Source organism: Pseudomonas sp. NFX5, assembly GCF_049132125.1.
In the GTDB taxonomy this organism is placed as follows: Bacteria; Pseudomonadota; Gammaproteobacteria; order Pseudomonadales; family Pseudomonadaceae; genus Aquipseudomonas; species Aquipseudomonas marginalis.
The window spans coordinates 91,493-115,943 of sequence record NZ_JAFMZG010000013.1 but is presented as its reverse complement, the minus strand read 5'-3'; the positions used below and the strand labels follow the sequence as shown (position 1 = coordinate 115,943).

The following is a 24,451-nucleotide window of genomic DNA, read 5'->3' as shown; positions in this document are numbered from 1 at the left end:
GAAACGATGCATCGCCGATGGTAGTGTGGGGTTTCCCCATGTGAGAGTAGGTCATCGTCAAGATTAAATTCCGAAACCCCATTTGCGAAAGCAGATGGGGTTTTGTTTTGGGCGCTCGAAAAGTGCGAAGAGGCGCCTCGGGACGGGCTTCAGTGCTAAAGTCCATGCCCTCGATTTTGCTTTTCCCAAGGAAGCCGTTATGCCGGATGCGACGTCCCTCAGCGCTGGATTCATGGTGGTTCACGGCAACCGCTTGGACGAACTGCGCAGCCTGGTGGTGAGTTGGATGCGCCGTTATCCCCTGGCGCCTCTGGAAAACGAAATCGCCTTGGTACAAAGCAACGGCATTGCCCAGTGGCTCAAACTGGCCTTGGCTGAAGACCCGCAAGACGACGATATGGGAGGCTGCGGAATTGCCGCCGCCATTGATGTACAGCTCCCCGGCAGCTTCATGTGGCAGCTCTATCGCATGGTCCTGGGACGTGACGAAATCCCTCCAAAATCCCTGCTCGATAAAGCCCCGCTCACTTGGCGCCTGATGCGCCTGCTCCCGGAACTCATCGATCAACAGCACTTCGAGCCGTTGCAACGCTTCTTGACCCACGACTCCGACCTGCGCAAACGCTACCAACTGGCGGAACGACTGGCTGACCTGTTCGACCAATACCAGGTCTACCGCGCTGACTGGCTGGAAGACTGGGCTGCCGGCCGCCATCAATTGCGTAATGGTCGAGGCGAATCAAAGCCACTCAACCCTGCCAATTGTTGGCAAGCCGAGTTATGGCGCGCGCTGCTGTTGGACGTCGGTGAAGAGGGCATGGCCGAAAGCCGCGCCGGCGTGCACCAGCGCTTTATCGAACGTATCAATGCGCTTGAACAAGCACCGAAGGGATTGCCTTCCCGGGTGATTGTCTTCGGGATTTCCTCCCTACCCGCCCAAGCGCTTGAGGCGCTGGCCGGCCTGGCCCGTTTCAGCCAAGTCCTGCTGTGCGTGCACAACCCGTGTCGCCACCATTGGTCCGACATCGTGGCCGACAAAGACCTGCTGCGTAACGAATACAAACGCCAGGCGCGTAAAGCCGGCATGCCCGTTACTATCGACCCACAAACCCTGCACCAACACGCCCATCCGCTGTTGGCCGCCTGGGGCAAACAAGGTCGCGACTACATCAGCCTGCTGGACAGTTACGACGATCCCAACAGCTACCGCGCCGCTTTTCGCGATGGTCGAATCGACCTGTTCAGCGACAGCGAACCCACCACACTGCTCAACCAGCTTCAGGACGATATCCTCGAACTGCGCCCGCTCAATGAGACTCGGGAACAATGGCCGGCTGTCGATCTGGAGCGTGATACATCCATCCGCTTCCACATTGCCCACAGTGCCCAACGCGAAGTAGAGATTCTCCACGACCAATTGCTCCAACGCTTCAGCGCCGACCCCACGCTTCGCCCAAGGGACATCATCGTCATGGTCCCCGACGTCGACAGCTATGCGCCGCATATTCGCGCGGTATTCGGGCAACTGGACAGAATCGATCCCCGCTTCATTCCCTTTACCCTCACCGATCAAGGCCAGCGCGGCCGCGATCCCCTGCTGATCGCCGTTGAACACTTGCTCAAACTCCCTGACAGCCGCTTCCCCGTCAGCGAGATTCTCGATCTGTTGGACGTCCCGGCCTTGCGCGAACGCTTCGCCATCAAGGAGCGCGATCTGCCCACGCTGCACCGCTGGATCGAAGGCGCTGGCATCCGTTGGGGCCTCAACGCCGAGCAACGTGCGGGGCTCGGTCTGCCGAGTGAACTGGAACAAAACAGCTGGCGATTCGGTCTTCGCCGTATGCTTCTAGGCTACGCCGTCGGCACCGGTGCAGCCTGCGAAGGCATTGAGCCTTACGACGAAATCGGCGGGCTTGATGCGGCCTTGATCGGCCCGCTGGTCGCTTTGCTCGATGCGCTCAGCGATGCCCATCAAGCGCTGTCACAACCCGCAGCACCCCACGAATGGGGCGAGCGTCTGCAACGCCTTATGCAACTCTTCTTCCTACCCAGCAGCGAGCACGACGACTACCTGTTGGGTCAGCTTGAGCAACTCAGGGAAACCTGGTTGGAAACCTGCGAGTCCGTTGGCCTGCAGGATGAGTTACCGCTTACCGTAGTCCGCGAAGCCTGGCTGGCCGGCCTGGATCAAGGCCGTCTGTCCCAGCGCTTCCTCGCCGGAGCTGTCAATTTTTGCACCCTGATGCCCATGCGCGCCATCCCCTTCAAACTCGTCTGCCTGCTCGGCATGAACGACGGCGACTACCCACGCGCCCAGCCACCGCTGGATTTCGACCTGATGGGCAGCGACTACCGTCCCGGCGACCGTTCGCGCCGTGAAGATGACCGTTACCTGCTGCTCGAAGCCCTGTTGTCCGCCCGCGACCAGCTCTATATCAGCTGGGTCGGCCGTAGCATCCGCGATAACAGCGAGCGCCCGGCCTCTGTACTCATCGGCCAACTGCGCGACCATATCGCCAGTGGCTGGCACAACGCACAAGAAACACCGCTACTGGACGCGATGACCCAGGAACACCCGCTCCAACCCTTCAGCGCCCGCTATTTCCACGAAGGTGATCCACTGTTCAGCTACGCCCGCGAATGGCAGCTACTCCACGAAGCTGTGGATAACGTCCCAAAAGAGGGTCAACTGGCGCAGCATCAACAGGAAGAACCCCTGAGTCTCGGCCAGTTGCAGGATTTCCTACGCAACCCGGTCAAACACTTCTTCAGCCAGCGTCTGAAAGTGTTCTTCGAAGCCGCCGAAGTACCCCTGGCCGATGAAGAGCCCTTCGTGCTTGACGCGCTGCAACGCTACAACCTGAGCGACAGCCTGTTGAACGCTGCGCTGTCCCAGCCCGAACACCTCGACCAGGCCCTCAACGCCCAGGCCCTGCGGCTGCAAGGCAGTGGCCTGTTGCCGATGGTTGGTTTCGGCGAGTGCCTGCGCAACGAACTCATTGAGCCCCTGCCCGACTTGTTGCAACGCTACCAGCAGTTGCTGGCGCTCTGGCCAACGCCACACACCGCTGCAGAACCGATCAGTTTCGAGCATCAAGGTATAGCGCTGGAAGGCTGGATCAGCGGCCTGCATCGACGCAGTGATGGCGGATTGCTGAGTGTCACCACCATCCCCAATAGCATCGGCTCGATCAAAACACGCAAATGGCATCGCCTGATTCGTCCTTGGGTCAATCATGTGGTGGCCTGCGCCTGCGGCCTGTCGTTGAGCACGGGGTTGGTGGCCAGCGACGATACGTTGCTACTGGCCCCGCTGGATAAGCCCATCGCCCGGGAAATCCTCGGCAACCTGCTGTTGGCCTGGCACAGCGGCATGAGAGAGCCGCTCCCGGTAGCCGTCAAGACCGCCTTCGCCTGGCTCAGCCAGACCGATCCGGTCAAAGCCCACGCCGCCGCGAGCAAAGCCTATGAAGGTGACGGCCTGACCACCGACGGCGAGCGTCGCGAAACCCCGGCGCTCACCCGACAGTTCCCCGATTACGCCGCCCTGGTCGCCAGCGAAGAGTTCGAAGGCTGGTGCGAAACCTTGTATCGACCGCTCATCAACGCCCCATGGCGATCACTCACAGGCGAGGAGGCCGGCCCATGAGCAGCAAACCCTTGGCCCTGGCCTTCCCGTTGAATGGCAGCCAGCTGATTGAAGCCAGCGCCGGCACCGGCAAAACCTTCACCATCTCCGCCTTGTACCTGCGTCTGGTCCTTGGCCACGGTGACAGTGAGTCCGGTTTTGGCCGTGAACTGCTGCCGCCGCAAATCCTCGTGGTGACCTTTACCGATGCCGCCACCAAAGAGCTGCGCGAACGCATCCGCATGCGTTTGGCCGAGGCCGCACGTTTCTTCCGCGAAGAGATTGAACAGCCCGACGCGCTGATCGCCGACCTGCGTGCGCAATACCTCCCCGAGCAATGGCCCGCCTGCGCCAACCGCCTGGACATCGCAGCCCAGTGGATGGATGAGGCGGCGGTTTCCACGATTCACAGTTGGTGCCAGCGCATGCTGCGCGAACACGCGTTCGACAGCGGCAGCCTGTTCACCCAGACCCTGGAAACCGACCACAGTGACCTGCTCGGCGAAGTGCTTCGCGATTATTGGCGACTGTTCTGCTACCCGATGCACGACGACGCCCTCAACTGGGTACGCAGCAACTGGGGCGGTCCGGCCGCGTTGATGCCACGGGTACGCGCACTGTTCGGCAGCGAACGGCCGACGGATGAAACCCGCGAACCCGCCGAGTTGATCAACGCTTGCCTGCAAGAACGCCGTGAAGCGTTGATAAACATCAAGGCTCCCTGGCAACAATGGGCCGTCGAGTTGCGCGAAATCTGCCTGCAAGCCGTAGCCGCCAAAGCCGTCGACGGCCGCAAGATGCAAGCGCGTTACTTCGAGCCCTGGTTCGAAAAGATCAGCGCCTGGGCCGCTGACGAAACCCTGGAACAGCTGGATATTGGCACCGGCTTCACCCGCCTCACCCCCGACGGCATGGCCGAAGCCTGGAAGGGCGACCCGCCGCAACACCCCGGCATCGACGCCATGGCCGGCCTCAAGGCCGCCCTCGACGCGCTGCCAACCCCCGACGCCGCGGTGTTGCAACACGCTGCCGGTTGGGTGGGCAAGCGCTTTGAAGAAGAAAAACGCCGGCGTGCCGAAATGGGCTTCGACGACATGCTGATCCGCCTCAACGCCGCCCTGCAAACCGATGGCGGCGAGCGCCTGGCCAGTGTGATCCGCGAGCAGTTCCCGGTGGCCCTGATCGACGAATTCCAGGACACCGACCCGGTGCAATACAGCATCTTCGACAGCATTTACCGCATCGAAGAGAACCACCTCGACAGCGGCCTGTTCCTGATTGGCGACCCCAAGCAAGCCATCTACGCCTTCCGCGGCGCCGATATCTACACCTACCTGCGTGCGCGCAAATCCACGCTCGGCCGTCATCACACCCTGGGCACCAACTTCCGTTCCAGCCATGCGATGGTCGACGCGGTGAACCACGTGTTCCTGCGCGCGGAAACCGGCCGCGGCGCGTTCCTGTTCCGGGAGTCGAATGGCGACAACCCGGTGCCGTTCCACCCGGTGTTGTCCCAAGGCCGCAAGGAAAAACTGCAGGTCGACGGCCAAACGTTGCCGGCGCTGAACCTGTGGCACCTGCCCACCGACCAGCCGGTTTCCAACGCGGTATACCGCCAACAACTGGCCGGCGCCTGCGCCACTCGGATTGTCGAATTGCTCAACGGCGGCCAGCAGGGCACGGCCGGTTTCCTGCAAACGGATGACAGTTTCAAAGGTGTACTGCCGTCGGACATCGCCATCCTCGTGCGCGACGGCAAGGAAGCCCAGGCCGTGCGCGCCGAGTTGGCCGCCCGTGGCGTGCGTAGCGTGTACCTGTCCGACAAGGACTCTGTCTTCGCCGCCCAGGAAGCCCACGACCTGCTCGCCTGGCTCAAGGCCTGTGCCGAGCCGGACGTCGAGCGGCCGCTGCGGGCTGCCCTGGCTTGCGTCACCTTGAACCTGTCACTGCCGGAACTGGAGCGTCTGAACCAGGACGAACTGGCGTGGGAAAGCCGCGTGATGCAGTTCCGAGGCTACCGCACGATCTGGCGCACCCAAGGCGTGTTGCCGATGCTGCGTCGCCTGCTGCACGACTTCAAACTGCCGCAAACCCTGATCGCCCGCAGCGACGGCGAACGTGTGCTGACCAACCTGTTGCACCTCAGCGAGTTGTTGCAGCAAGCCGCGTCGGAACTGGACGGCGAACAGGCGTTGATCCGCCACCTGGCCGAACACCTGGCGTTGTCCGGCCAGGCCGGCGAAGAGCAAATCCTGCGCCTGGAAAGTGACGAGCAACTGGTCAAGGTGGTGACCATTCACAAATCCAAGGGCCTGGAGTACGACCTGGTCTTCCTGCCTTTCATCTGCTCGGCCAAGCCGGTCGACGGCAGTCGCCTGCCGCTGCATTACCACGATGAACACGGCAAATCCCACGTCAGCCTGCGCCCCACCGCCGAGTTGATCGCCCAGGCCGACGATGAGCGCCTGGCCGAAGACCTGCGTTTGTTCTACGTAGCCCTGACCCGCGCCAAACATGCCTGCTGGCTCGGCGTTGCCGACCTCAAGCGTGGCAACAGCAGCAGCTCGGTACTGCACCTGTCGGCGCTGGGTTACCTGCTCGGCGCCGGTGCGTCGTTGAGTGAATCCGCCGGCCTCGCGCGTTGGCTGTTGGATCTGCAGGACGGCTGCCCGGCCATCCACTACGCCCCAGTGCCCGACGCCCAGGACATCCTGTTCCACCCGCCGCGCAACACTGCCCACTTGCTCGCGCCCTTGTTACCTAAGCGCAAGGCCGCCGAGAACTGGTGGATCGCGTCCTACAGTGCCTTGCGCATTGGCGACAGCATGAGCGTCGCCCACCTTGAAGCGCCCGAAAGCCCACAGGCGCAAAAGCTGTTCGATGACGAACGCCTCGATCCCGACGCACCGCGTGAAGTGGCAGCGTCCGGCGCAGACATTCACCATTTCCCACGCGGTCCGAACCCCGGCACCTTCCTTCACGGCCTGCTGGAGTGGGCCGGGGAAGAAGGCTTCAACGTGACCTCGCAAGCGATCGAACAAGCCGTAGGCGCGCGCTGCAATCGCCGCAACTGGGAAGGCTGGATCGTCACCCTCAGCGACTGGCTGGGCCATCTGCTGCACACGCCGCTGCCGGTGGATAACGACCAGGTCGCCCTGAGCAACCTGCAGCACTACCAGATTGAAATGGAGTTCTGGTTCGCCAGCCATAAAGTCGACGTGCTCGCCCTCGACAAGCTGGTGTGCCAGTACACCCACAACGGTGTGTCCCGCGTCGCCGCCGAAGCAGTGCTGCTCAACGGCATGTTCAAGGGTTTTATCGACCTTACCTTCGAACATGACGGCCGCTACTACGTGGCCGACTACAAATCCAACTGGCTCGGTCCCGACGATTCGGCCTACACCCAGGACGCCATGGAACAGTCGATCCTCGAACATCGGTACGACCTGCAATACGTGCTTTACCTGCTCGCCCTGCATCGCCAACTCAAGGCGCGCCTGCCGGACTATGACTACGACCGTCATGTCGGCGGCGCGCTGTACCTGTTCCTGCGCGGCACCCAGGCTGTCAGCCGAGGGGCGTTTTTCACCCGGCCGCCACGGGACCTGATCGAAGGCCTGGACCTGCTGTTCCAGGGCAAGCCCATCCCGCCCAAGGCTGAGCCTGCCTGGGAACAAGGAGTGTTGTTATGAGCCTGTCGCCGTTACCGCTTGAGGCGTTAGCGCCCTTGAGCCGCGCCGCCGACCTGGTGAGCCTGCTGGAGCGTTGGGTTGACCGGGGGTGGCTGCGGGCGTTGGACAAGGCGTTCGTAGGTTTCCTGCACGAGCTCGATCCACACGCCGACCCCTTGGTGCTACTGGCGGCGGCGCTGACCAGCCATCAACTCGGCCACGGCCATGTGTGCCTGGACCTGTTCGAAACCCTCAACGCGCCGGATTTTGCCCTGTCCCTGCCGCCCGAAGGCGACCTGCAAAGCGGCGCCATGCTGCTGCCGTCGCAGTTGCTCGACGGCCTTGATGGCGCCCGCTGGTGCCACGCCCTGGCCGCCAGCCCGTTGGTCGCCCTGGCGCTGGACGGCAGCGAATCGGCACACAGTCGTCCCTTGGTACTGTCGGGCAAACGCCTGTACCTGCGCCGTTACTGGACTTACGAACGACGTATCGACAGCGCCTTGCGCCTGCGTCTTGCCACCCAGGAAAGTGTCGCCGCCGATTTGCCCCAGCGCTTGAATGGCTTGTTTGACCAACCGGCGCCCGATGGCGTGATCGACTGGCAGAAACTCGCCTGCGCCCTGGCCACCCGCGGTGCATTCAGCATTGTCACCGGCGGCCCCGGCACCGGCAAGACCACCACCGTGGTACGCCTGCTCGCGCTGTTGCAGGCGCCTGCCGTTGAGTCCGGCAGCCCACTGCGCATCCGCTTGGCCGCGCCGACCGGTAAGGCCGCCGCGCGTTTGACCGAATCCATCAGCCAGCAAGTGCTGTCGCTGACAGTGCCGCAAAGCGTGAAGGAAAAGATCCCGACCCAGGTCACCACGGTTCATCGCTTGCTGGGCAGTCGCCCAGGGACTCGGCACTTCCGCCATCACCTTGGCAATCCGTTGCCCCTGGATGTGCTGGTGGTGGACGAAGCCTCGATGATCGACCTGGAAATGATGGCTAACCTGCTGGATGCGTTGCCGCCCCACGCGCGCCTGGTGCTGCTGGGTGACAAGGACCAACTCGCCTCGGTGGAGGCCGGCGCCGTACTCGGTGATTTGTGCCGCGACGCCGAAGCCGGCTGGTACAGCCCCGACACCCGCCAATGGCTGCAAACCGTCAGCGGCGAAGACCTCAGCGCCAGTGGCCTGCACGAAGACCTCGATGGCAGCCATCCCTTGGCTCAGCAAGTGGTGATGCTGCGCTACTCGCGGCGTTTCGGCGAAGGCAGCGGCATCGGCCAACTGGCGCGCTGGGTCAACCAGCAAAACGCCGACGAGGCGCGCAAGCTGCTGGCCGCGCGCAGCCACAGCGACCTGTTCTGCGTCAGCCTCAAAGGCGAGCACGACCACGCCCTGGAGCGCCTGGTGCTGGACGGGCAGGGCGACGGCGCCCAGGGTTATCGCTATTACCTCAACCTGCTGCACAGCGCACGCCCCGCCGTCGACACCCCGCGCGATGACCTTGCCTGGACCCACTGGGCCCAGCAACTGCTGCAAGCCTTCGATGCGTTCCAACTGCTCTGCGCCGTGCGCAAGGGGCCTTGGGGTGTGGAAGGCCTGAACCTGCGCATCACGGCCGCCTTGCGCAAAGTGCGGCTGATCGAGGGGGATGAGCAATGGTACGAAGGCCGTCCGGTGTTGATGACGCGCAACGATTACGGCCTGGGCTTGATGAACGGCGATATCGGCATTGCCCTCAAACTGCCTGAAAGCGACGGCGGCCCCCAGGTGCTGCGGGTGGCTTTCCCACGTAACGATGGCCAGGGTGGCGTGCGCTTTGTCCTGCCCAGCCGTCTCAATGATGTGGAAACCGTGTACGCCATGACCGTGCACAAATCCCAGGGCTCGGAGTTCACCCACACCGCATTGATCCTGCCGGACGCGCTGAACCCGGTGCTCACCAAAGAGTTGATCTACACCGGCATCACCCGCGCCAAGCGCTGGTTCAGCCTGATCGAACCCCGGGGCGGGGTGTTTGAAGAGGCCGTGCGCCGCAAGGTCAAACGCTTGAGTGGGTTGATGCTGGAGTTGGGTCAGGAGTCAGAAATATCTGACGCTGTGCTATCGTTGCGGCATCACCCCGAAAACACCTGAGAGAATCGTTGCATGAACCTGGCTGTCTCGCCCACAGAGCTTAGTTCGAGCTGGAGACGCTTGCTGCTGGTGGCGATTCTATGCCTGCTGGCGCCCCGGGTATTTGCCGAGGCCCCAGGCCCGGCTGACCAGCGCGCCCAGGCGGTCACCCAGGTGGTACTCGGTATCCTCAGCTATGCCCGTTGGCCAGTAGAGCCTGCGCAACTGCGCCTGTGCATCGTCGGCCCGACCCAATACACCGACGACCTGATCAAAGGCACCATCCAGGCCACCGGCCGTCCGGTCGTGGTGCGGCGCCTGCTGGCCGACCATCCCGATATCGTCAACGCCTGCGACGCCGTGTACATCGGCAAACTCAGCAATGACGAACGCAGCCGCCTGTTTGCCTCGTTGATCGGCCACCCGGTGCTCAGCATCAGTGAAGGCGGCGACCAATGCACCGTGGGCAGCCTGTTCTGCCTGCGGGTGGGCGATGAGCAAGTGTCGTTTGAGGTCAACCTCGACTCGGTGGCGCGCAGCGGCGTGCGCATTCATCCCAGCGTGTTGCAACTGTCCCGGCGCCGGGCGCCCACCACATGAAAGCGGCGAACGTACGACCTACCCTGCGTTCCGTCATCGGCCGGGGGCACATGATCCTGGCGCTGGTGGCGGTGACGCTGGCCAGTGTCTCCCTGACCCTGCTCGGCGTGTTGGCGCTGCGGGTCTACGCCGAACACAACCTGCACCTGATCGCCCGTTCCATCAACTACACCGTGGAAGCGGCCGTGGTGTTCAACGACCGCAGCGCCGCCACCGAAGCCCTCAGCCTGATTGCCTCCACCGAAGAAGTCGCCCAGGCTGACGTGTTCGATAGCAGTGGCCGGCTGTTGGCGCACTGGGAACGCCCGGAAACCGGCATGCTCTCCCGGGTTGAACTGGCGCTGGCGCATACCCTGCTCGAACAGCCCATCAGCCAACCGATCCTCCACCAGGGGCGCACCATCGGCAGCATTCACCTGACCGGCCACGGCGGTAGCCTGCTGCGCTTCCTGCTCAGCGGCCTGGCGGGGATCCTGATCTGCACCGTCCTCAGTGCCTGGGTCGCCCTACACTTGGCGCGGCGTCTGTTGCGCGGCATTACGGAGCCGCTGCAAAGCCTCGCCGCCGTGGCCCACGCCGCCCGCAGCGAGCGTGACTTCGACCGCCGCGTGCCGCCGGCCCGCATCGCCGAACTCGATAGCCTGGGCAGCGACTTCAATGCCCTGCTCGGCGAGATGGAAGCCTGGCAAAACCATCTGCAAAGCGAAAACGAAACCCTCGCCCACAAGGCCAACCACGACAGCCTTACCGGTCTGCCCAACCGCGCGTACTTCGAAGGCCGCCTGATTCGCGCGCTGCGCAGCGCCGCCAAGGCCAAGGAACAGGTGGCCGTGCTGTACCTCGACAGTGACCGGTTCAAAGAGATCAATGACAGCTTCGGCCATGCCGCCGGTGATGCCGTGCTGGTGGCCGTCGCCGAACGGGTGCGTGCGCAATTGCGTGAAGATGACCTGGTAGCGCGCCTGGGCGGTGACGAGTTCGCCATCCTGCTGGCGCCGCTGCACAAGGTCGAAGACGCCCAGCGCATCGCCGAAAAAATCATCGCCAGCATGGACATGCCGATTGCCGTGCCCGGCAGCACCCAGGTATTGACCTCCCTCAGTATCGGGATCGCCATCTACCCCGAACATGGCGTCACACCCGGCACCTTGCTCAATGCCGCTGATGCGGCGATGTACCAGGCCAAGCGTTTGTCCTCGGGGGGCCAGCAAACGGCGGAGCCGGAGAGCCCCGTCGTCAACGTTCAACACAGGAGTTGATTCCTTGTTCTCGACCGCGCGTTTTATGTTTATCACCCTGCTGGTGGCGCTGCTCGCCCTGGGCGGTTGCCAGACGGCGCCTTCCAAAGGCCTGACCCCGGCGCAAGTCGCCGTCCTCAAGCAACAGGGCTTCGAGCTTACCGATGACGGCTGGGCGTTCGGCCTGTCCGGCAAAGTGCTGTTTGGCAGTGACGTCGAAACCCTTAACCAACCCAGCACCGACATCGTCCAGCGCATCGGCAAGGCCCTGCTGGGTGTAGGCATCGAGCGCGTACGCGTCGATGGCCACACCGACGGCTCGGGCAAGGAAACCTACAACCAGCAACTGTCCCTGCGCCGCGCGAAAAGTGTGGCCACGGTGCTGCAGGGCGTGGGCATGAAAGAGGAAAACATTCAGTTGCGTGGTCTGGGCAGCAGTAAACCGGTGGCCGCCAACGACACGGCGGCAGGGCGTACCGAGAATCGGCGGGTGTCGATTGTGGTGATCGCGGACTGAGCCGGCAGTCCGATTTCAATCTGAAATCCAATCAAAATGTGGGAGAGGGCTTGCCACCTCCCACATTCGAACGGTGTTCGCTTAGTTGGCCGGAGATTCTCTGGGAGCCTCCTGCAATTTAAGGGGAATTGTCGTTGCTGGCCCTTAATCCGCAAACCGCATCTCCCTTGTCTCCCCCATCAACAACCCCTGATTCTGCTCCGTCACCTCGCGGATGTAATCCCACAACAACGTAATCCGCTTCAACTTCCTCAGATCCTCCCGGCAATACATCCAAAACTGGCGAGTGATCGCAATCTGCTCCCCCAGTACCGGCAGCAACCGTGGATCCTGCGCCGCCAGAAAGCACGGCAAGATCGCCATCGACCGCCCTTGCTGCGCCGCCACGTACTGTGCAATCACGCTGGTACTGCGCAGGCTGGCGCTGGCGCCGGGCACGACGTTGGCCAGGTACAGCAGCTCCGAGCTGAAGGCCAGATCATCCACATAGCTGATAAACGGATGCTCGGCCAAATCTGCCGGTTTGTGGATAGGCGGGTGTTGGTCGAGGTATTCCTGGGTCGCGTACAGCTGCAGTTTGTAGTCGCACAGTTTGCAGCACACGTAGGGCCCGTGTTCCGGGCGTTCCAGGGCGATGACGATGTCGGCTTCGCGCTTGGACAGGCTGATGAAGTGGGGCAGGGGCAGGATGTCGACCGAGATGGCGGGGTAGGTGTCGACGAAGTGGCTCAACTGCGGGGTGACGAAGAAGCTGCCGAAGCCTTCGGTGCAGCCCATGCGCACATGGCCGGACAGCGCCACGCCGGAGCCGGACACCTGTTCGCAGGCCATGTGCAGGGTGCTTTCGATGGACTCGGCGTAGCCCAGCAAACGCTGGCCTTCGGGGGTCAGGACGAAGCCGTTGGTCCGGGATTTTTCGAACAGCAGCGTACCGAGGGACACTTCCAATGAGCTGATGCGCCGCGACACGGTGGTGTAGTCCACCGCCAGGCGTTTGGCGGCGACGCTGGCCTTGCGGGTGCGGGCCACTTCGAGGAAAAACTTCAGGTCGTCCCAATTCAGGGAGCCCAGTGATGTGATGTTTTTTTGCATATTGGACCGGCTTTTATGTGCGTTCTTATTAGAGATTTGCACATCTATACTCCAAAAACAGTCCGAACGCCTCATTCTTCAAGGCGATTCAAGCGCCTTGTCTCTGTATAAATATAAGAGTTGGAGACCACATGAACGCATCTGCCGATATTTCCGTGCAACAGGTCAAGTTGCTCATCAACGGTGAGTGGGTCGAGTCCAGGACCACCCATTGGCAAGACATCGTCAACCCGGCCACCCAGCAAGTGCTGGCCAAAGTCCCGTTCGCCACGGCCGATGAAGTCAATGCCGCCATCGACGCCGCCCATCAAGCCTTCCAGACCTGGAAGCTGACGCCGATCGGCGCGCGCATGCGCATCATGCTCAAGCTGCAAGCCCTGATCCGCGAACACTCCAAGCGTATCGCGGTGGTCCTCAGCGCCGAGCAGGGCAAGACCATTGCCGATGCCGAGGGCGATATTTTCCGTGGCCTGGAAGTGGTGGAGCACGCCTGTTCCATCGGCACCCTGCAAATGGGTGAGTTCGCCGAGAACGTCGCCGGTGGCGTCGATACCTACACCCTGCGCCAACCCATCGGCGTGTGTGCCGGCATTACCCCGTTCAACTTCCCGGCGATGATTCCGCTGTGGATGTTCCCGATGGCCATCGCCTGCGGTAACACCTTCGTTCTCAAGCCGTCCGAACAGGACCCACTGTCGACCCTGCTGCTGGTGGAGCTGGCGCTGGAAGCCGGCGTACCGGCGGGTGTGCTCAACGTGGTGCACGGCGGCAAGGATGTGGTGGATGCGCTGTGCACCCATAAAGACATCAAGGCGGTGTCCTTCGTCGGTTCGACTGCCGTCGGCACTCATGTCTACGACCTGGCCGGCAAGCACGGCAAGCGCGTGCAATCGATGATGGGCGCCAAGAACCACGCCGTGGTACTGCCGGATGCCAACCGTGAACACACCCTCAATGCCCTGGTCGGTGCCGGTTTCGGCGCGGCGGGCCAGCGTTGCATGGCCACCTCGGTGGTGGTGCTGGTGGGGGCGGCCAAGCAATGGCTGCCGGATCTGAAAGCGCTGGCGCAAAAGCTCAAGGTCAACGCCGGCAGCGAAGCGGGCACGGATGTCGGCCCGGTGATCTCCAAGCGCGCCAAGGCCCGCATCCTGGAGCTGATTGAAAGCGGCGTGAAAGAAGGCGCCAAGCTCGAGCTGGACGGCCGCGACATCAAGGTGCCGGGTTTCGAGCACGGTAACTTCGTCGGCCCGACCCTGTTCTCGGGCGTGACCACCGATATGCAGATCTACACCCAGGAAATCTTCGGCCCGGTGCTGGTGGTGCTGGAAGTCGACACCCTCGACCAGGCCATTGCGCTGGTCAACGCCAACCCGTTCGGTAACGGCACCGGCCTGTTCACCCAGAGCGGGGCGGCGGCGCGTAAATTCCAGAGCGAAATCGATGTGGGCCAGGTCGGTATCAACATCCCGATCCCGGTGCCGGTGCCGTTCTTCAGCTTCACCGGTTCCCGTGGCTCCAAGCTCGGCGACCTCGGCCCGTACGGCAAGCAAGTGGTGCAGTTCTACACCCAGACCAAGACCGTCACCAGCCGCTGGTTCGACGACGACACGGTCAACGATGGCGTCAACACCACCATCAACCTGCGCTGATTCGGGAGACGACCATGAAGATTGCATTTATCGGCTTGGGTAACATGGGCGCACCGATGGCCCGCAACCTGATCAAGGCCGGCCATGGGCTGAACCTGTTCGACCTGAACCAGACGGTGCTCAAGGAACTCGCCGAATTGGGCGGCAGCATCAGCGACTCGCCGCGTGACGCTGCCCAAGGCGCCGAGCTGGTGATCACCATGCTGCCCGCCGCCGCCCATGTGCGCAGTGTCTGGCTGAATGAAGACGGTGTACTGGCGGGGATCGGCAACGGCGTGCCCGCGGTGGATTGCAGCACCATCGACCCACAGACCGCGCGCGACGTCGCCGCTGCTGCCGCCAAGCAAGGCGTGGTGATGGCCGACGCACCGGTCTCCGGCGGCACCGGCGGGGCGCAGGCCGGGACCCTGACCTTCATGGTCGGCGCCACCCCGGAACTGTTCGCCACCCTGCAACCGGTGCTGGCACAGATGGGCCGCAACATCGTGCACTGCGGCGATGTGGGCACCGGGCAAATCGCCAAGATCTGCAACAACCTGCTGCTCGGCATCAGCATGGTCGGCGTCAGCGAAGCCATGGCCTTGGGCGACGCGCTGGGCATCGATACCCAGGTGCTGGCCGGGATCATCAACAGCTCCACCGGGCGCTGCTGGAGTTCCGACACCTATAACCCATGGCCGGGCGTGATCGAAACCGCGCCGTCGTCCCGTGGCTATACCGGCGGGTTCGGCGCCGATTTGATGCTCAAGGACCTGGGGCTGGCCACGGAAGCGGCACGCCAAGCCAAGCAACCGGTGATCCTCGGTGCGGTGGCCCAGCAGTTGTATCAATCGATGAGTCAGCGCGGCGAAGGGGGCAAGGACTTTTCGGCGATCATCAACAGCTATCGCAAACCCAAATAAACTGACGGTGGTGAGCGGGCTTGCCCCGCTCACCACAAAAAAGCAGTTCACTGGAAGAGGTGGCTCAAGCAAACACAAAATACTTACGTACCGTCTCGACCACTTCCCACGTCCCCTTCATCCCTGGCTCCACCACAAAGATATCCCCAGCCCGCAAGTGAATCGGCTCCATCCCCTCAGGCGTGATCACGCAGTAGCCTTCCTGGAAATGGCAGTATTCCCATTTCACGTATTCGACATACCACTTGCCCGGCGTGCAGATCCAGGTGCCCATGATCTTGCTGCCGTCTTCGCTGGTGTAGGCGTTGAGGTTGACGGTGTGCGGGTCGCCTTCGAGCTTTTCCCATTTGCAGGCATCCAGGACCGGCAGGGGGTGGGTGTCGCGCAGTACGGTGATGGGCTTGGACATGATGACTCCGAGGCAGGGAATGGAAAGATGCACCCTAAGGCCTGGGACGTTGCGCCAGTGGTCTGAACTCGACATCGGGATGCCCAGAAGCGCAGGCGAACACGATTGTCGGGGCATCGCGAATCAGTGTGGGAGGGGGCTTGCCCCCGATGGCGCCATGTCAGCCGACACTTTTGAGCGTGAATCCGTCGTTTCCTCGCAGTAAGTGCGAAAGAAGTCACTCGCGGCGCACGAATTCGCAAGAAAATTCACGTCTGGCCCTCGTATCATTCACCCCAGTAACCGCCGAGAGCCTTCAAATGACCTCAATAAAAACGTGGTGGGATATCAGCCCGCCCTTGAGCACGGCAACCCCGACCTGGCCGGGCGATACGCCGTTCCAGGAAGAGCGTGTGTGGCAGTTCGGCCCGGAGTGCCCGGTGAATGTCGGGCGCATCACCCTGTCGCCGCACACCGGCGCCCATGTGGATGCGCCGCTGCATTACAGCGCCGACGGAGCGCCGATTGGCGAGGTGCCGCTGGAGGTGTACATGGGCCCGTGCCGGGTACTGCATTGCCTGGACAGCGGTGCGCTGGTCCAGCCCCATCAGTTGGACGGGCGTGTGGATAACCTGCCGGAGCGCGTGCTGTTGCGTACTTATCCACAAGCACCGCTGACCGAATGGGATGCGAACTTCACCGCCATCGCCCCGCAGACCATTGAACTGCTGGCCAGCCTGGGTGTGCGCCTGATCGGGATCGACACGCCCTCCCTGGACCCGCAACAGTCCAAGACCATGGATGCCCACAACGCCGTGGCGCGGCATGGCATGGCGATTCTCGAAGGCATCGTGCTCGACGACGTACCGGAGGGCGACTACGAACTGATCGCCCTGCCGCTGCGTTTCGCCAACCTGGACGCCAGCCCGGTCCGTGCCATTCTCCGCCCGCTCAAGGAGCCCACGCGATGAGCCAATGTCCTTTCTCTGCCGACTACCAGCCACCGGAAGAATGGCATAACGCCGAACTGAATTTTTCCGAGTCCATGAGCTACGGCGACTACCTGGACCTGGGCAAAGTGCTCAGCGCCCAGCACCCGCTGTCGCCGGACCATAACGAAATGCTCTTCATCATCCAGCACCAGACCTCCGAGCTGTGGATGAAGTTGATGCTCCACGAACTCAAGGCCGCCCGCGAACACGTGCGCCTGGGCGAGTTGCCGCCGGCATTCAAGATGCTGGCGCGGGTGTCGCGAATCTTCGATCAACTGGTGCACGCCTGGGCTGTGCTGGCGACCATGACGCCGTCGGAATACAAGGCGATTCGCCCGTTCCTGGGGCAGTCCTCCGGGTTCCAGTCGTTCCAGTACCGCGAGATCGAATTTATCCTCGGCAACAAGAGCCCGGCGCTGTTGCGCCCCCATGCCCATCGGCCCGAGTTGTTGCAGGCGTTGCAGGTGGCGATTGCCACGCCGTCGCTGTATGACGAGGCGATCAACCTGATGGTCAAGGCGGGGCTGGCGATTGACCCCAAGCGTGCCGAGCGCGACCCGACGGCGGCGACCGTGCACGATGAGTCGGTGGAGGCGGCGTGGCGCGAGGTGTATCGCGATCCGAGCCGGTATTGGGACTTGTACCAGTTGGCCGAGAAGTTTATCGACCTGGAGGATTCGTTCCGCCAATGGCGCTTCCGGCATGTGACCACAGTAGAGCGGATTATCGGCTTCCAGCCCGGCACCGGCGGCACCGAGGGCGTGGGTTACCTGCGCAAGATGCTCGACACCGTGCTGTTCCCCGAGCTGTGGCGAGTGCGCTCCACGCTGTAAACGCAATCAAATGTGGGAGGGGGCTTGCCCCCGATGGCGGAGGGTCAGTGGACACATAAGTGACTGACACACTGCTATCGGGGGCAAGCCCCCTCCCACATGGATATTACTGCGCAGCGGCAACCGCTTTCGTCTTACTCACTCGCAACCGGTAGGCCACATAGATAACCCCCACCCAAACCGGCATCGCATACACCGACTCGCGAATCCCCGGGATCGCCAGCATCACGCTGATGATCATCAGCATGAACGCCAGGCACAGATAGTTGCTGAACGGGAACCAGAAGGTCTTGAACGACGGCGTCACGCCTTGCTCGCCCATGGCCTTGCGGAACTTGATATGGGTGATGCTGATCAGCGCCCAGTTGATCATCAGCGAGGCAACCACCAGCGCGAACAGCAGCTCCAGGGCACTTTGCGGTGCCACGTAGTTGACCACCACGCACAGCATCGTCACCAGCGCCGAGATCGCCAGGGCCCGCAGCGGTACGCCTTGCTTGTTGAGCTTCATCAGCGCTTTCGGCGCATCGCCTTGCTCGGCCAGGCCGAACAGCATGCGGCTGTTGCAGTACACGCCGCTGTTGTACACCGACAGCGCCGCGGTCAGCACCACGAAGTTGAGGATGTGGGCGGCGGTGTCGTTGCCGATCAGCGAGAAGATCTGCACAAACGGGCTGCCGCTGTAGGCATCGCCCGACGCGCCGAGGGTTTGCAGCAGTTGATCCCATGGGTACAGCGACAGCAGCACGGTCAATGCGCCGACGTAGAAAATCAGGATCCGGTACACCACCTGGTTGATCGCCTTGGGGATCACCTTGCGTGGCTCGCTGGCCTCGGCAGCGGTGATACCCACCAGCTCCAGGCCGCCGAACGAGAACATGATGAAGGCCATGGACATCAACAGCCCCATGCCGCCATTCGGGAAGAACCCGCCGTGGCTCCACAGGTTGCTGACCGACGCTTGCGGGCCGCCGGTGCCGCTGAACAGCAGGTAGCAGCCGAGCACGATCATGCCGACAATCGCCACCACCTTGATGATCGCAAACCAGAACTCGGCTTCACCGAAGAACTTCACGTTAAGAGTGTTGATCAGGTTCACCGCGACAAAGAACACCAGGGCGCTGACCCAGGTCGGGATCTGCGGCCACCAGAACTGGATGTACTTGCCCACCGCAGTCAGCTCGGCCATGCCCACCAGCACGTAGAGCACCCAGTAGTTCCAGCCGGCCAGGAAGCCCGCGTAACCGCCCCAGTATTTGTGCGCGAAGTGGCTGAACGAGCCGGCCACCGGTTCTTCGACGATCATCTCGCCGAGCTGGCGCATGATCAGGAACGCGATGAAACCGGCGATCGCGTAGCCCAGGATCATCGACGGCCCCGCCGACTTGAGTACCCCGGCCGAACCGAGGAACAGCCCCGTGCCTATCGCCCCGCCCAAGGCGATCAACTGAATATGCCGGTTCTTCAGGCCACGCTTGAGGCCTGCCGGGTTAACCATGTCATCCGCCATTAACGTTCCCTTCTACTTGTTTTTCTCGGGGTAGAACCCCTCAGAAGTGCTGAGGAGTCAGATATTACTCTGGGTAAACTTTTCGTAATACAGCTGAACGCCATCAAGTGCCTGATCCGCCAGCCATTGTTGGATGGATTCGACCATTGGCGGAGGGCCGCACACGTACATATCCGCCAATCCGTCGCGCAATTCGGCCAGGTCGAAATGCTCGGTGAGGTAGCCGCGCTTGCCGGGCCATTCAGGCGCCGGTGCGCTCAGCACTTCGGTGTAGCGAAAACCGCGGATTGTCGAGGCGTATTGATGGATACGCTGCGCTTCACATAAGTCCTCGGCCCCGCGCACGCCGTAGTACAGGTGCACCGGCTGCTCGCAGCCCGTGGCGGCCAGTTCATCGAGCATGCCCAGTAACGCCGACAGTCCGGTGCCGCCGGCCACCAGCACCAGCGGTTTGCTGACATGGCGCAGGTAGAACGCACCCAGCGGCGCCTCCATCAGCAACCCATCGCCGACGTGGCAACGTTCCCGCAGGTAATTGCTCATCACCCCATCCGGCAGCAGGCGGATCAGGAATTGCAGCCGGTTGCCCGGCAGGTTGGCGAACGAGTAGGCACGCCAACAGTCGGTGCCGGGCACCGAGAGGCGCGCATATTGGCCCGGCAGGAAATCCAGCGCCGTGTCCAACCGCACCGTCAAGATCGCCGTACTGGCCGACACCTGCTGCACCTCGCTTACCGTGCCACGCACCTGCACCGGCCCCGGCGCATTGCACAGGCTCGAATCGAAGTCGAAGTAGAACGCCGCGTCGGACTTCACCCGGGTCTGGCAACTAAGCATCTTGCGCTGTTGCAGGTCGAGGCTGGAGAGGGCTTCCTCGTCCACATAGTCCTGGGTGTAGTCACCTGACTCACACCGGCCCTGGCAGGTGCCGCATATGCCTTCGCGGCAGTCCAGGGGGATCTTGATGCCATTGCGCAGTGCCGCATCCAACAGGATTTCATTTGCGCCCACCGGGAAAAACAGGGTCTTGCCGTCGGCAAAACTGAAGGCCACTTTGTGATTCATTCACGGAAACTCCACGCGTGTAGGGCTGGCACATCACCTGTGGTGAGGGAGCAAGCTCCCTCGCCACAAGATGTGATGTGCTTCAAAGGTGATAGAAATCCAGCACCGAATTGATGGTGTCGTTAAGCAGCAGCGCATGCTTGCGAGTGATCAGCCAACTGTCGCCATGGGGCTTGAGGCGATAGGTGGCATGCCCGTAGAACTGCTCCGATGTGGCCAGCCGATAGAACAGCGTGTGCCAGTTCAACCGGACCTCCAGCGTGCCGTCCGCCTGCTCGGCAATGCGTACGTTGTTGATCAGGTGCAAGGTGCGCGGCATCGGTGTAGCGGATGCTGCCTTGCCGGTGCGCAGGCGAAACACGCGGTCTTCCAGGCCCGAACGATTGGCGTAGTAGATCAGCGACATCTCGCGCTTGGGGTCGCGGGTGTAGACGTGCTCCGAGTCCCATTGCGGCAGGTGGAATTCGCTGTGCGGGTCGAAAAACTGCACATAGGCGTCCCAGTCCTGGGCGTCGCACAGCTCGGACTTGCGGTAGAAAAACTGCTCGATCCGGTACTGCAATGGCGCATTCATCACTTCACCTCCCGCAGTGTCACCGCTTGTTGGTCCAGGCCCTTGAGCAGGAACTGCTGCCAGTTGCGGTGCTGGTTGACGTACAGGCCTTCATGGGTGAACTCGGTGCCGGTCATGGCCGGTTGAATGCCGATGGCTTCGCTGTTCGGCGTCGGCCCGGTTTCCCAGCGATGGCTGCCGCGTGAAATATCGCTCCAGCGTTCCAGGCGGCCCTGGAAACCACGCTGGGCTTCGCGGAACTCCACGAGGTCGTCCGGGGTGCCCATGCCCGAGACGTTGAAGAAGTCCTCGAACTGGCGAATACGGTTTTCGCGGTCGGCGTCGGATTCGCCTTTCACCCCCAGGCACTGGCTGATGATCTCGGTCTTGTTCCACGCCACCGGGCGGATGATGCGCAGCTGCGAGCTGATCTGGTCGAGGAAGAACAGGCTCGGGTAGATATTCAGGTTGCGCAGGCGGTGCATCATCCACTCGGCCTTCTGCTGGCCGTGCTCTTGCACCAGGCGCGGCATGATGGTGGCGTAGCCGGAGCGCACGCTGGGGTTGGGCATGTCGCTGAACAGCACGCTGTGGCCATTGTTGAAGGCGAACCAGCCGTCATCGGTGTTGGCGTCGCCGGCGCCGAGCTTGCTGTAGTCCAGGGTGCTGGCGGACCCGCTGCCGTTCTCGGTATTCACCTGCTGGCGATGCTGCACCGTGGCCACGTAGTTGTAGTGCACGGTGCTGACGTGATACCCGTCCAGGCCGTTTTCGTTTTGCAGTTTCCAGTTGCCGTCGTAGGTGTAGGCCGACTTGCCCGGCAGCACCTCCAACTCACCGGTGGCCGACTGCGCGACCATCATGTCGAAGAACACTTTGGCATCGCCGAGGAAGTCGTCCAGGCTGTCACGGCCATTCACGTCCAGGCTGATGAAGACAAAACCCTTGTAGCTCTCGATGCGGGCCTTTTTCAGGCCGCGTGTTGCCTTGTCGAAACTTTCCGGATATTCCCCCGGCGCCTTGACCTTCACCAGCCGGCCATCGCTCTTGTAGCACCAGGCGTGGAACGGACAGGTGAAGGTGGACTGGTTGCCTTTGCCGACCCGGGTGAGGGTGGTGCCGCGATGCTGGCAGGCGTTGACCAGCGCATTGAGCCGGCCCTCGCCATCACGGGTAATGATCATCGGCTGGCGCCCGGCGCGCATCGTCACGAAGTCGTGGTTATTGGCCAGTTCGCTTTCATGGCAGGCGTAGATCCAGTTCTTCTCGAAGATCAGCTCCATCTCAAGATCGAACAGTTCCGGCTCGGTGAACATGTCGCGGGCGATGCGGAACACGGCGTCTGCCGGGCGAAAATCCAGGCAGCTCTCGATAAAGCTTTTCCATTGCTCGACGCTTCTTGCACCACTCATGGGAGGCACCTTTTGATAATGGCTGAACAGGTGAGCCATTAGGAGGCTGCGACAAGGTGGCGGGCTATCCGCTTAATGGGGGAAGGTGGGCCGCAAAGTTGGGCAGCAAATACCCACGGCGGTGCGGGGCGGTGACGCAACGCGCCACTGTCCGGTGCGGCCAGGGGCGGCAAAACCTGTGGTTTATCCACATAGTCGGCCGTTGCTATCCACCCGGTTGCAATCGGGCCGGCGTGGCGTAGAACTTGCTGTGGAACCACAACGACGCGCCGCCAGAGCGCGCAACCGCCTGACCGCCGTGGGTGCACACTGATGAATAGTCCTACACGCGATATCCATGTCCAACGCTTCGACCTCGAAGGCGCCCGCAGCTGGATGTCCGGCATTTGCGGACCGCACCGCCTGGTGACGAGCACGCCCGAGCGCCTGCGCTTTCATCACAGTGCCAACGTGTTCAAGTCCCGGGCCACCACCCTGGGGGTGATCGAGTACGGCACCGACGTGACCATCGATATCGAAGACGCCGAGCACTTCAGCAGCTACAGCCTCACACTGCCGTTGGTGGGTGAGCAGGAGCTGAGCAAGAACGGCCAACGCCTGAGTTCCAACCGCGACCAGGGCGTGATCATCGCGCCCAACGAGCACCAGGTGCTGGCGATTTCCGGCGATTGTCGCAAGTTGCAAGTGGTGATCACGCGGGCGGCGATGAGCGAGTCGCTGGAGGGCTTGCTGCAACGGCCGATCGAGGCGCCGCTGCAATTTGAACCGGTGATGGATGCGGTGGAGGGGGCGTCGGCGTCGTGGTGGCGCATGGCGCGCTACTTCATCGCGGAGCTGGAGCGCCGTAGCGAATTGTATGAACAGGCGGCGTTCACCCGTGACCTGGAAAGCTCATTGATCAAGGGCCTGATCCTCGCCCAGCCGAACAACTACTCGGAAGAACTGCGCGACGTATTGGGGGTGAAACTGCCCCATTACCTGATCCGTGCGCGCCAGTACATTCACGACAACGCCCGCGAGGCGCTGCACCTGGAAGACCTGGAAACCGCTGCCGGGGTGTCGCGGTTCAAGCTGTTCGATGCGTTTCGCAAGTACTTTGCCCTGTCACCCATGGCCTACCTGAAGAAGCACCGGCTGAGTGCGGTGCGCCAGGAAATCCTCGAGCATGGATCGATCCGTACCATCTCCGAGATCGCCTTCGGCTGGGGCTTTACCCACCTGGGGCGGTTCTCGGCGGAGTATCGGAAACTGTTCGATGAATCCCCCAGCCAGACGCTGCAACGCATGCGTATGCGCAGTACTTGAACCTGATGAAGATCAACCAGTGGGAGGGGCGGTGCCTGGGCGATTTCAGATCAGTTCTTCAACCAACTGCAGGCAATGACTGAGCCCCGGCGACTGATCATTCACCCGTCGGCTGAGAATGATCGGCGAGGTCGCCGTCGCTTCCACAACCGGCGTGTAGCCGATATCCGCGCGATGCAGCACCTGCACCGACGCCGGCACCAGTGTCACGCCCATGCCCGCACCGACCAGGCCGATGGCGGTCTGCAGTTCGTTGGTCCACTGCGCCACCTTGAGGCTCAGGCCGTGGGCGTCGAACAGTGCGATCACATGGTCGGCATAGCTGGGGCGCGGGTTGCCGGGGTAGAGCACAAACGGCTCGGCGGCCAGTTGGGCGAGGGTCGCGGGTGCATCGAGCAATGGGTGGCCGGCGGGCAGCACGGCGACCAACCGATCCTCCACCAGCACACGCTGGACGATGGCCGGGTCGTCGATGCGAATGCGCCCGAAGCCCACGTCGATACGTCCGGCCTTGAGCGCCTCGACCTGCTGCAAGGTGGTCATCTCCGACAACCCCAACTCCAGTTCCAACGCCTCATGGGTGCGCAACCGCCGGATCAATTCCGGCAGCACGCCATACAAGGTCGACGGCGCAAAGCCGATGCCCAGCCAGGTCTTCTCGCCCTGGCCGATGCGGCGCGTGTTGTCGCAGACCGTGGCCAATTGTTCGAGCAACACATTGGCGTGCTCATAGAAAAACCGCCCGGCTTCGGTCAGCCGCAGCGGTCGGCCACGCTCCAGCAGGACCACGCCCAATTCCTCTTCCAATTGCTGGATCTGCCGGCTCAACGGCGGCTGGGCGATGTGCAGGTGTTCGGCAGCACGGGTGAAGTTGAGGGTCTGCCCCAGCACCTGGAAGTAGCGCAGATGACGCAGTTCCATAACGGCTCCTTTCATACCTTGAGGGTATTGATCGAGACCAATTCTATATTGGAAGCCAGGAAGAATGCGGCAC

General features: G+C 62.4%; 18 protein-coding genes. 11 read left to right on the top strand and 7 right to left on the bottom strand.

The genetic code is table 11. From position 1 onward, the window contains the following. Window positions 1-199 precede the first annotated feature (199 nt). The 6 genes from recC to J1N02_RS08700 are packed head-to-tail and all read left to right on the top strand — an operon-like array spanning window position 200 to window position 11,756. Entirely contained in the window at window positions 200-3,649 is a 3,450-nt protein-coding gene (gene recC, locus J1N02_RS08725; RefSeq protein WP_027607686.1) for an exodeoxyribonuclease V subunit gamma, read from the top strand. Next, on the top strand, window positions 3,646-7,320 hold the full coding sequence (gene recB / locus J1N02_RS08720; protein ID WP_421147278.1) for an exodeoxyribonuclease V subunit beta: 3,675 nt from the start codon (window positions 3,646-3,648) through the stop codon (window positions 7,318-7,320). Before recC ends, recB begins: the two co-directional genes overlap by 4 nt. After that, window positions 7,317-9,422: an exodeoxyribonuclease V subunit alpha gene (gene recD / locus J1N02_RS08715; protein WP_027607684.1), complete on the top strand. Its 2,106-nt coding sequence runs from the start codon at window positions 7,317-7,319 to the stop codon at window positions 9,420-9,422. Before recB ends, recD begins: the two co-directional genes overlap by 4 nt. Window positions 9,423-9,434: 12 nt before the next feature. Further along, window positions 9,435-10,001, top strand: a complete 567-nt coding sequence (locus J1N02_RS08710; protein WP_027607683.1) for a YfiR family protein — start codon at window positions 9,435-9,437, stop codon at window positions 9,999-10,001. Further along, window positions 9,998-11,260, top strand: a complete 1,263-nt coding sequence (locus J1N02_RS08705; protein ID WP_092359350.1) for a diguanylate cyclase domain-containing protein — start codon at window positions 9,998-10,000, stop codon at window positions 11,258-11,260. The genes J1N02_RS08710 and J1N02_RS08705 overlap by 4 nt, the downstream gene beginning before the upstream one ends. A 4-nt stretch (window positions 11,261-11,264) precedes the next feature. Beyond that, window positions 11,265-11,756, top strand: a complete 492-nt coding sequence (locus J1N02_RS08700) for an OmpA family protein (RefSeq protein WP_027607681.1) — start codon at window positions 11,265-11,267, stop codon at window positions 11,754-11,756. A gap of 144 nt (window positions 11,757-11,900) precedes the next feature. On the opposite strand, the gene J1N02_RS08695 is transcribed toward J1N02_RS08700, so the two are convergent. Continuing rightward, complete coding sequence (locus J1N02_RS08695) at window positions 11,901-12,848, bottom strand: LysR family transcriptional regulator (protein WP_065925944.1); 948 nt, start codon at window positions 12,846-12,848, stop codon at window positions 11,901-11,903. Between the two features lie 131 nt (window positions 12,849-12,979). Between J1N02_RS08695 and J1N02_RS08690 the strand changes: the two genes are divergently transcribed. Next, window positions 12,980-14,497: a CoA-acylating methylmalonate-semialdehyde dehydrogenase gene (locus J1N02_RS08690; protein ID WP_027607679.1), complete on the top strand. Its 1,518-nt coding sequence runs from the start codon at window positions 12,980-12,982 to the stop codon at window positions 14,495-14,497. A 14-nt stretch (window positions 14,498-14,511) separates the two neighbouring features. Next, a complete protein-coding gene (gene mmsB, locus J1N02_RS08685) occupies window positions 14,512-15,399 on the top strand; it encodes a 3-hydroxyisobutyrate dehydrogenase (protein ID WP_146478283.1) in 888 nt (295 codons plus the stop codon). A gap of 64 nt (window positions 15,400-15,463) precedes the next feature. Here the strand turns inward: mmsB and J1N02_RS08680 are convergent, their stop codons facing one another. Further along, window positions 15,464-15,808: a cupin domain-containing protein gene (locus J1N02_RS08680; protein WP_003230905.1), complete on the bottom strand. Its 345-nt coding sequence runs from the start codon at window positions 15,806-15,808 to the stop codon at window positions 15,464-15,466. Window positions 15,809-16,107: 299 nt separating this feature from the next. Here J1N02_RS08680 and kynB point away from each other — a divergent pair, with 299 nt between their 5' ends. After that, window positions 16,108-16,758 carry an arylformamidase gene (gene kynB, locus J1N02_RS08675; RefSeq protein ID WP_092359343.1) on the top strand — a complete coding sequence of 217 codons (651 nt, stop codon included), beginning with the start codon at window positions 16,108-16,110 and terminating at the stop codon, window positions 16,756-16,758. Beyond that, entirely contained in the window at window positions 16,755-17,612 is an 858-nt protein-coding gene (kynA, locus tag J1N02_RS08670) for a tryptophan 2,3-dioxygenase (RefSeq protein ID WP_027607676.1), read from the top strand. The genes kynB and kynA overlap by 4 nt, the downstream gene beginning before the upstream one ends. A 106-nt stretch (window positions 17,613-17,718) precedes the next feature. On the opposite strand, the gene J1N02_RS08665 is transcribed toward kynA, so the two are convergent. From J1N02_RS08665 to antA, 4 genes are all read right to left on the bottom strand, one after another. Then, entirely contained in the window at window positions 17,719-19,122 is a 1,404-nt protein-coding gene (locus J1N02_RS08665; RefSeq protein WP_027607675.1) for an amino acid permease, read from the bottom strand. 57 nt (window positions 19,123-19,179) lie between these two features. Beyond that, on the bottom strand, window positions 19,180-20,187 hold the full coding sequence (gene antC / locus J1N02_RS08660) for an anthranilate 1,2-dioxygenase electron transfer component AntC (protein ID WP_421147277.1): 1,008 nt from the start codon (window positions 20,185-20,187) through the stop codon (window positions 19,180-19,182). 82 nt (window positions 20,188-20,269) lie between these two features. Beyond that, a complete protein-coding gene (gene antB, locus J1N02_RS08655) occupies window positions 20,270-20,761 on the bottom strand; it encodes an anthranilate 1,2-dioxygenase small subunit (protein WP_421147276.1) in 492 nt (163 codons plus the stop codon). Beyond that, entirely contained in the window at window positions 20,761-22,152 is a 1,392-nt protein-coding gene (gene antA / locus J1N02_RS08650) for an anthranilate 1,2-dioxygenase large subunit (protein WP_421147275.1), read from the bottom strand. The genes antB and antA overlap by 1 nt, the downstream gene beginning before the upstream one ends. A 312-nt stretch (window positions 22,153-22,464) precedes the next feature. On the opposite strand from antA, the gene J1N02_RS08645 reads away from it, so the two are divergent. Continuing rightward, complete coding sequence (locus J1N02_RS08645; RefSeq protein WP_027607671.1) at window positions 22,465-23,457, top strand: AraC family transcriptional regulator; 993 nt, start codon at window positions 22,465-22,467, stop codon at window positions 23,455-23,457. Between the two features lie 45 nt (window positions 23,458-23,502). On the opposite strand, the gene J1N02_RS08640 is transcribed toward J1N02_RS08645, so the two are convergent. Next, on the bottom strand, window positions 23,503-24,378 hold the full coding sequence (locus J1N02_RS08640; protein WP_421147274.1) for a LysR family transcriptional regulator: 876 nt from the start codon (window positions 24,376-24,378) through the stop codon (window positions 23,503-23,505). Window positions 24,379-24,451 lie beyond the last annotated feature (73 nt).

Bases quoted from the DNA above. Each gene is read 5' to 3' on its own strand.
- recC (WP_027607686.1), top strand. From the start codon at position 200: ATGCCGGATGCGACGTCCCTCAGCGCTGGATTCATGGTGGTTCACGGC.
- recB (WP_421147278.1), top strand. From the start codon at position 3,646: ATGAGCAGCAAACCCTTGGCCCTGGCCTTCCCGTTGAATGGCAGCCAG.
- recD (WP_027607684.1), top strand. From the start codon at position 7,317: ATGAGCCTGTCGCCGTTACCGCTTGAGGCGTTAGCGCCCTTGAGCCGC.
- J1N02_RS08710 (WP_027607683.1), top strand. From the start codon at position 9,435: ATGAACCTGGCTGTCTCGCCCACAGAGCTTAGTTCGAGCTGGAGACGC.
- J1N02_RS08705 (WP_092359350.1), top strand. From the start codon at position 9,998: ATGAAAGCGGCGAACGTACGACCTACCCTGCGTTCCGTCATCGGCCGG.
- J1N02_RS08695 (WP_065925944.1), bottom strand. From the start codon at position 12,848: ATGCAAAAAAACATCACATCACTGGGCTCCCTGAATTGGGACGACCTG.
- J1N02_RS08690 (WP_027607679.1), top strand. From the start codon at position 12,980: ATGAACGCATCTGCCGATATTTCCGTGCAACAGGTCAAGTTGCTCATC.
- mmsB (WP_146478283.1), top strand. From the start codon at position 14,512: ATGAAGATTGCATTTATCGGCTTGGGTAACATGGGCGCACCGATGGCC.
- J1N02_RS08680 (WP_003230905.1), bottom strand. From the start codon at position 15,808: ATGTCCAAGCCCATCACCGTACTGCGCGACACCCACCCCCTGCCGGTC.
- kynB (WP_092359343.1), top strand. From the start codon at position 16,108: ATGACCTCAATAAAAACGTGGTGGGATATCAGCCCGCCCTTGAGCACG.
- kynA (WP_027607676.1), top strand. From the start codon at position 16,755: ATGAGCCAATGTCCTTTCTCTGCCGACTACCAGCCACCGGAAGAATGG.
- J1N02_RS08665 (WP_027607675.1), bottom strand. From the start codon at position 19,122: ATGGCGGATGACATGGTTAACCCGGCAGGCCTCAAGCGTGGCCTGAAG.
- antC (WP_421147277.1), bottom strand. From the start codon at position 20,187: ATGAATCACAAAGTGGCCTTCAGTTTTGCCGACGGCAAGACCCTGTTT.
- antB (WP_421147276.1), bottom strand. From the start codon at position 20,761: ATGAATGCGCCATTGCAGTACCGGATCGAGCAGTTTTTCTACCGCAAG.
- antA (WP_421147275.1), bottom strand. From the start codon at position 22,152: ATGAGTGGTGCAAGAAGCGTCGAGCAATGGAAAAGCTTTATCGAGAGC.
- J1N02_RS08645 (WP_027607671.1), top strand. From the start codon at position 22,465: ATGAATAGTCCTACACGCGATATCCATGTCCAACGCTTCGACCTCGAA.
- J1N02_RS08640 (WP_421147274.1), bottom strand. From the start codon at position 24,378: ATGGAACTGCGTCATCTGCGCTACTTCCAGGTGCTGGGGCAGACCCTC.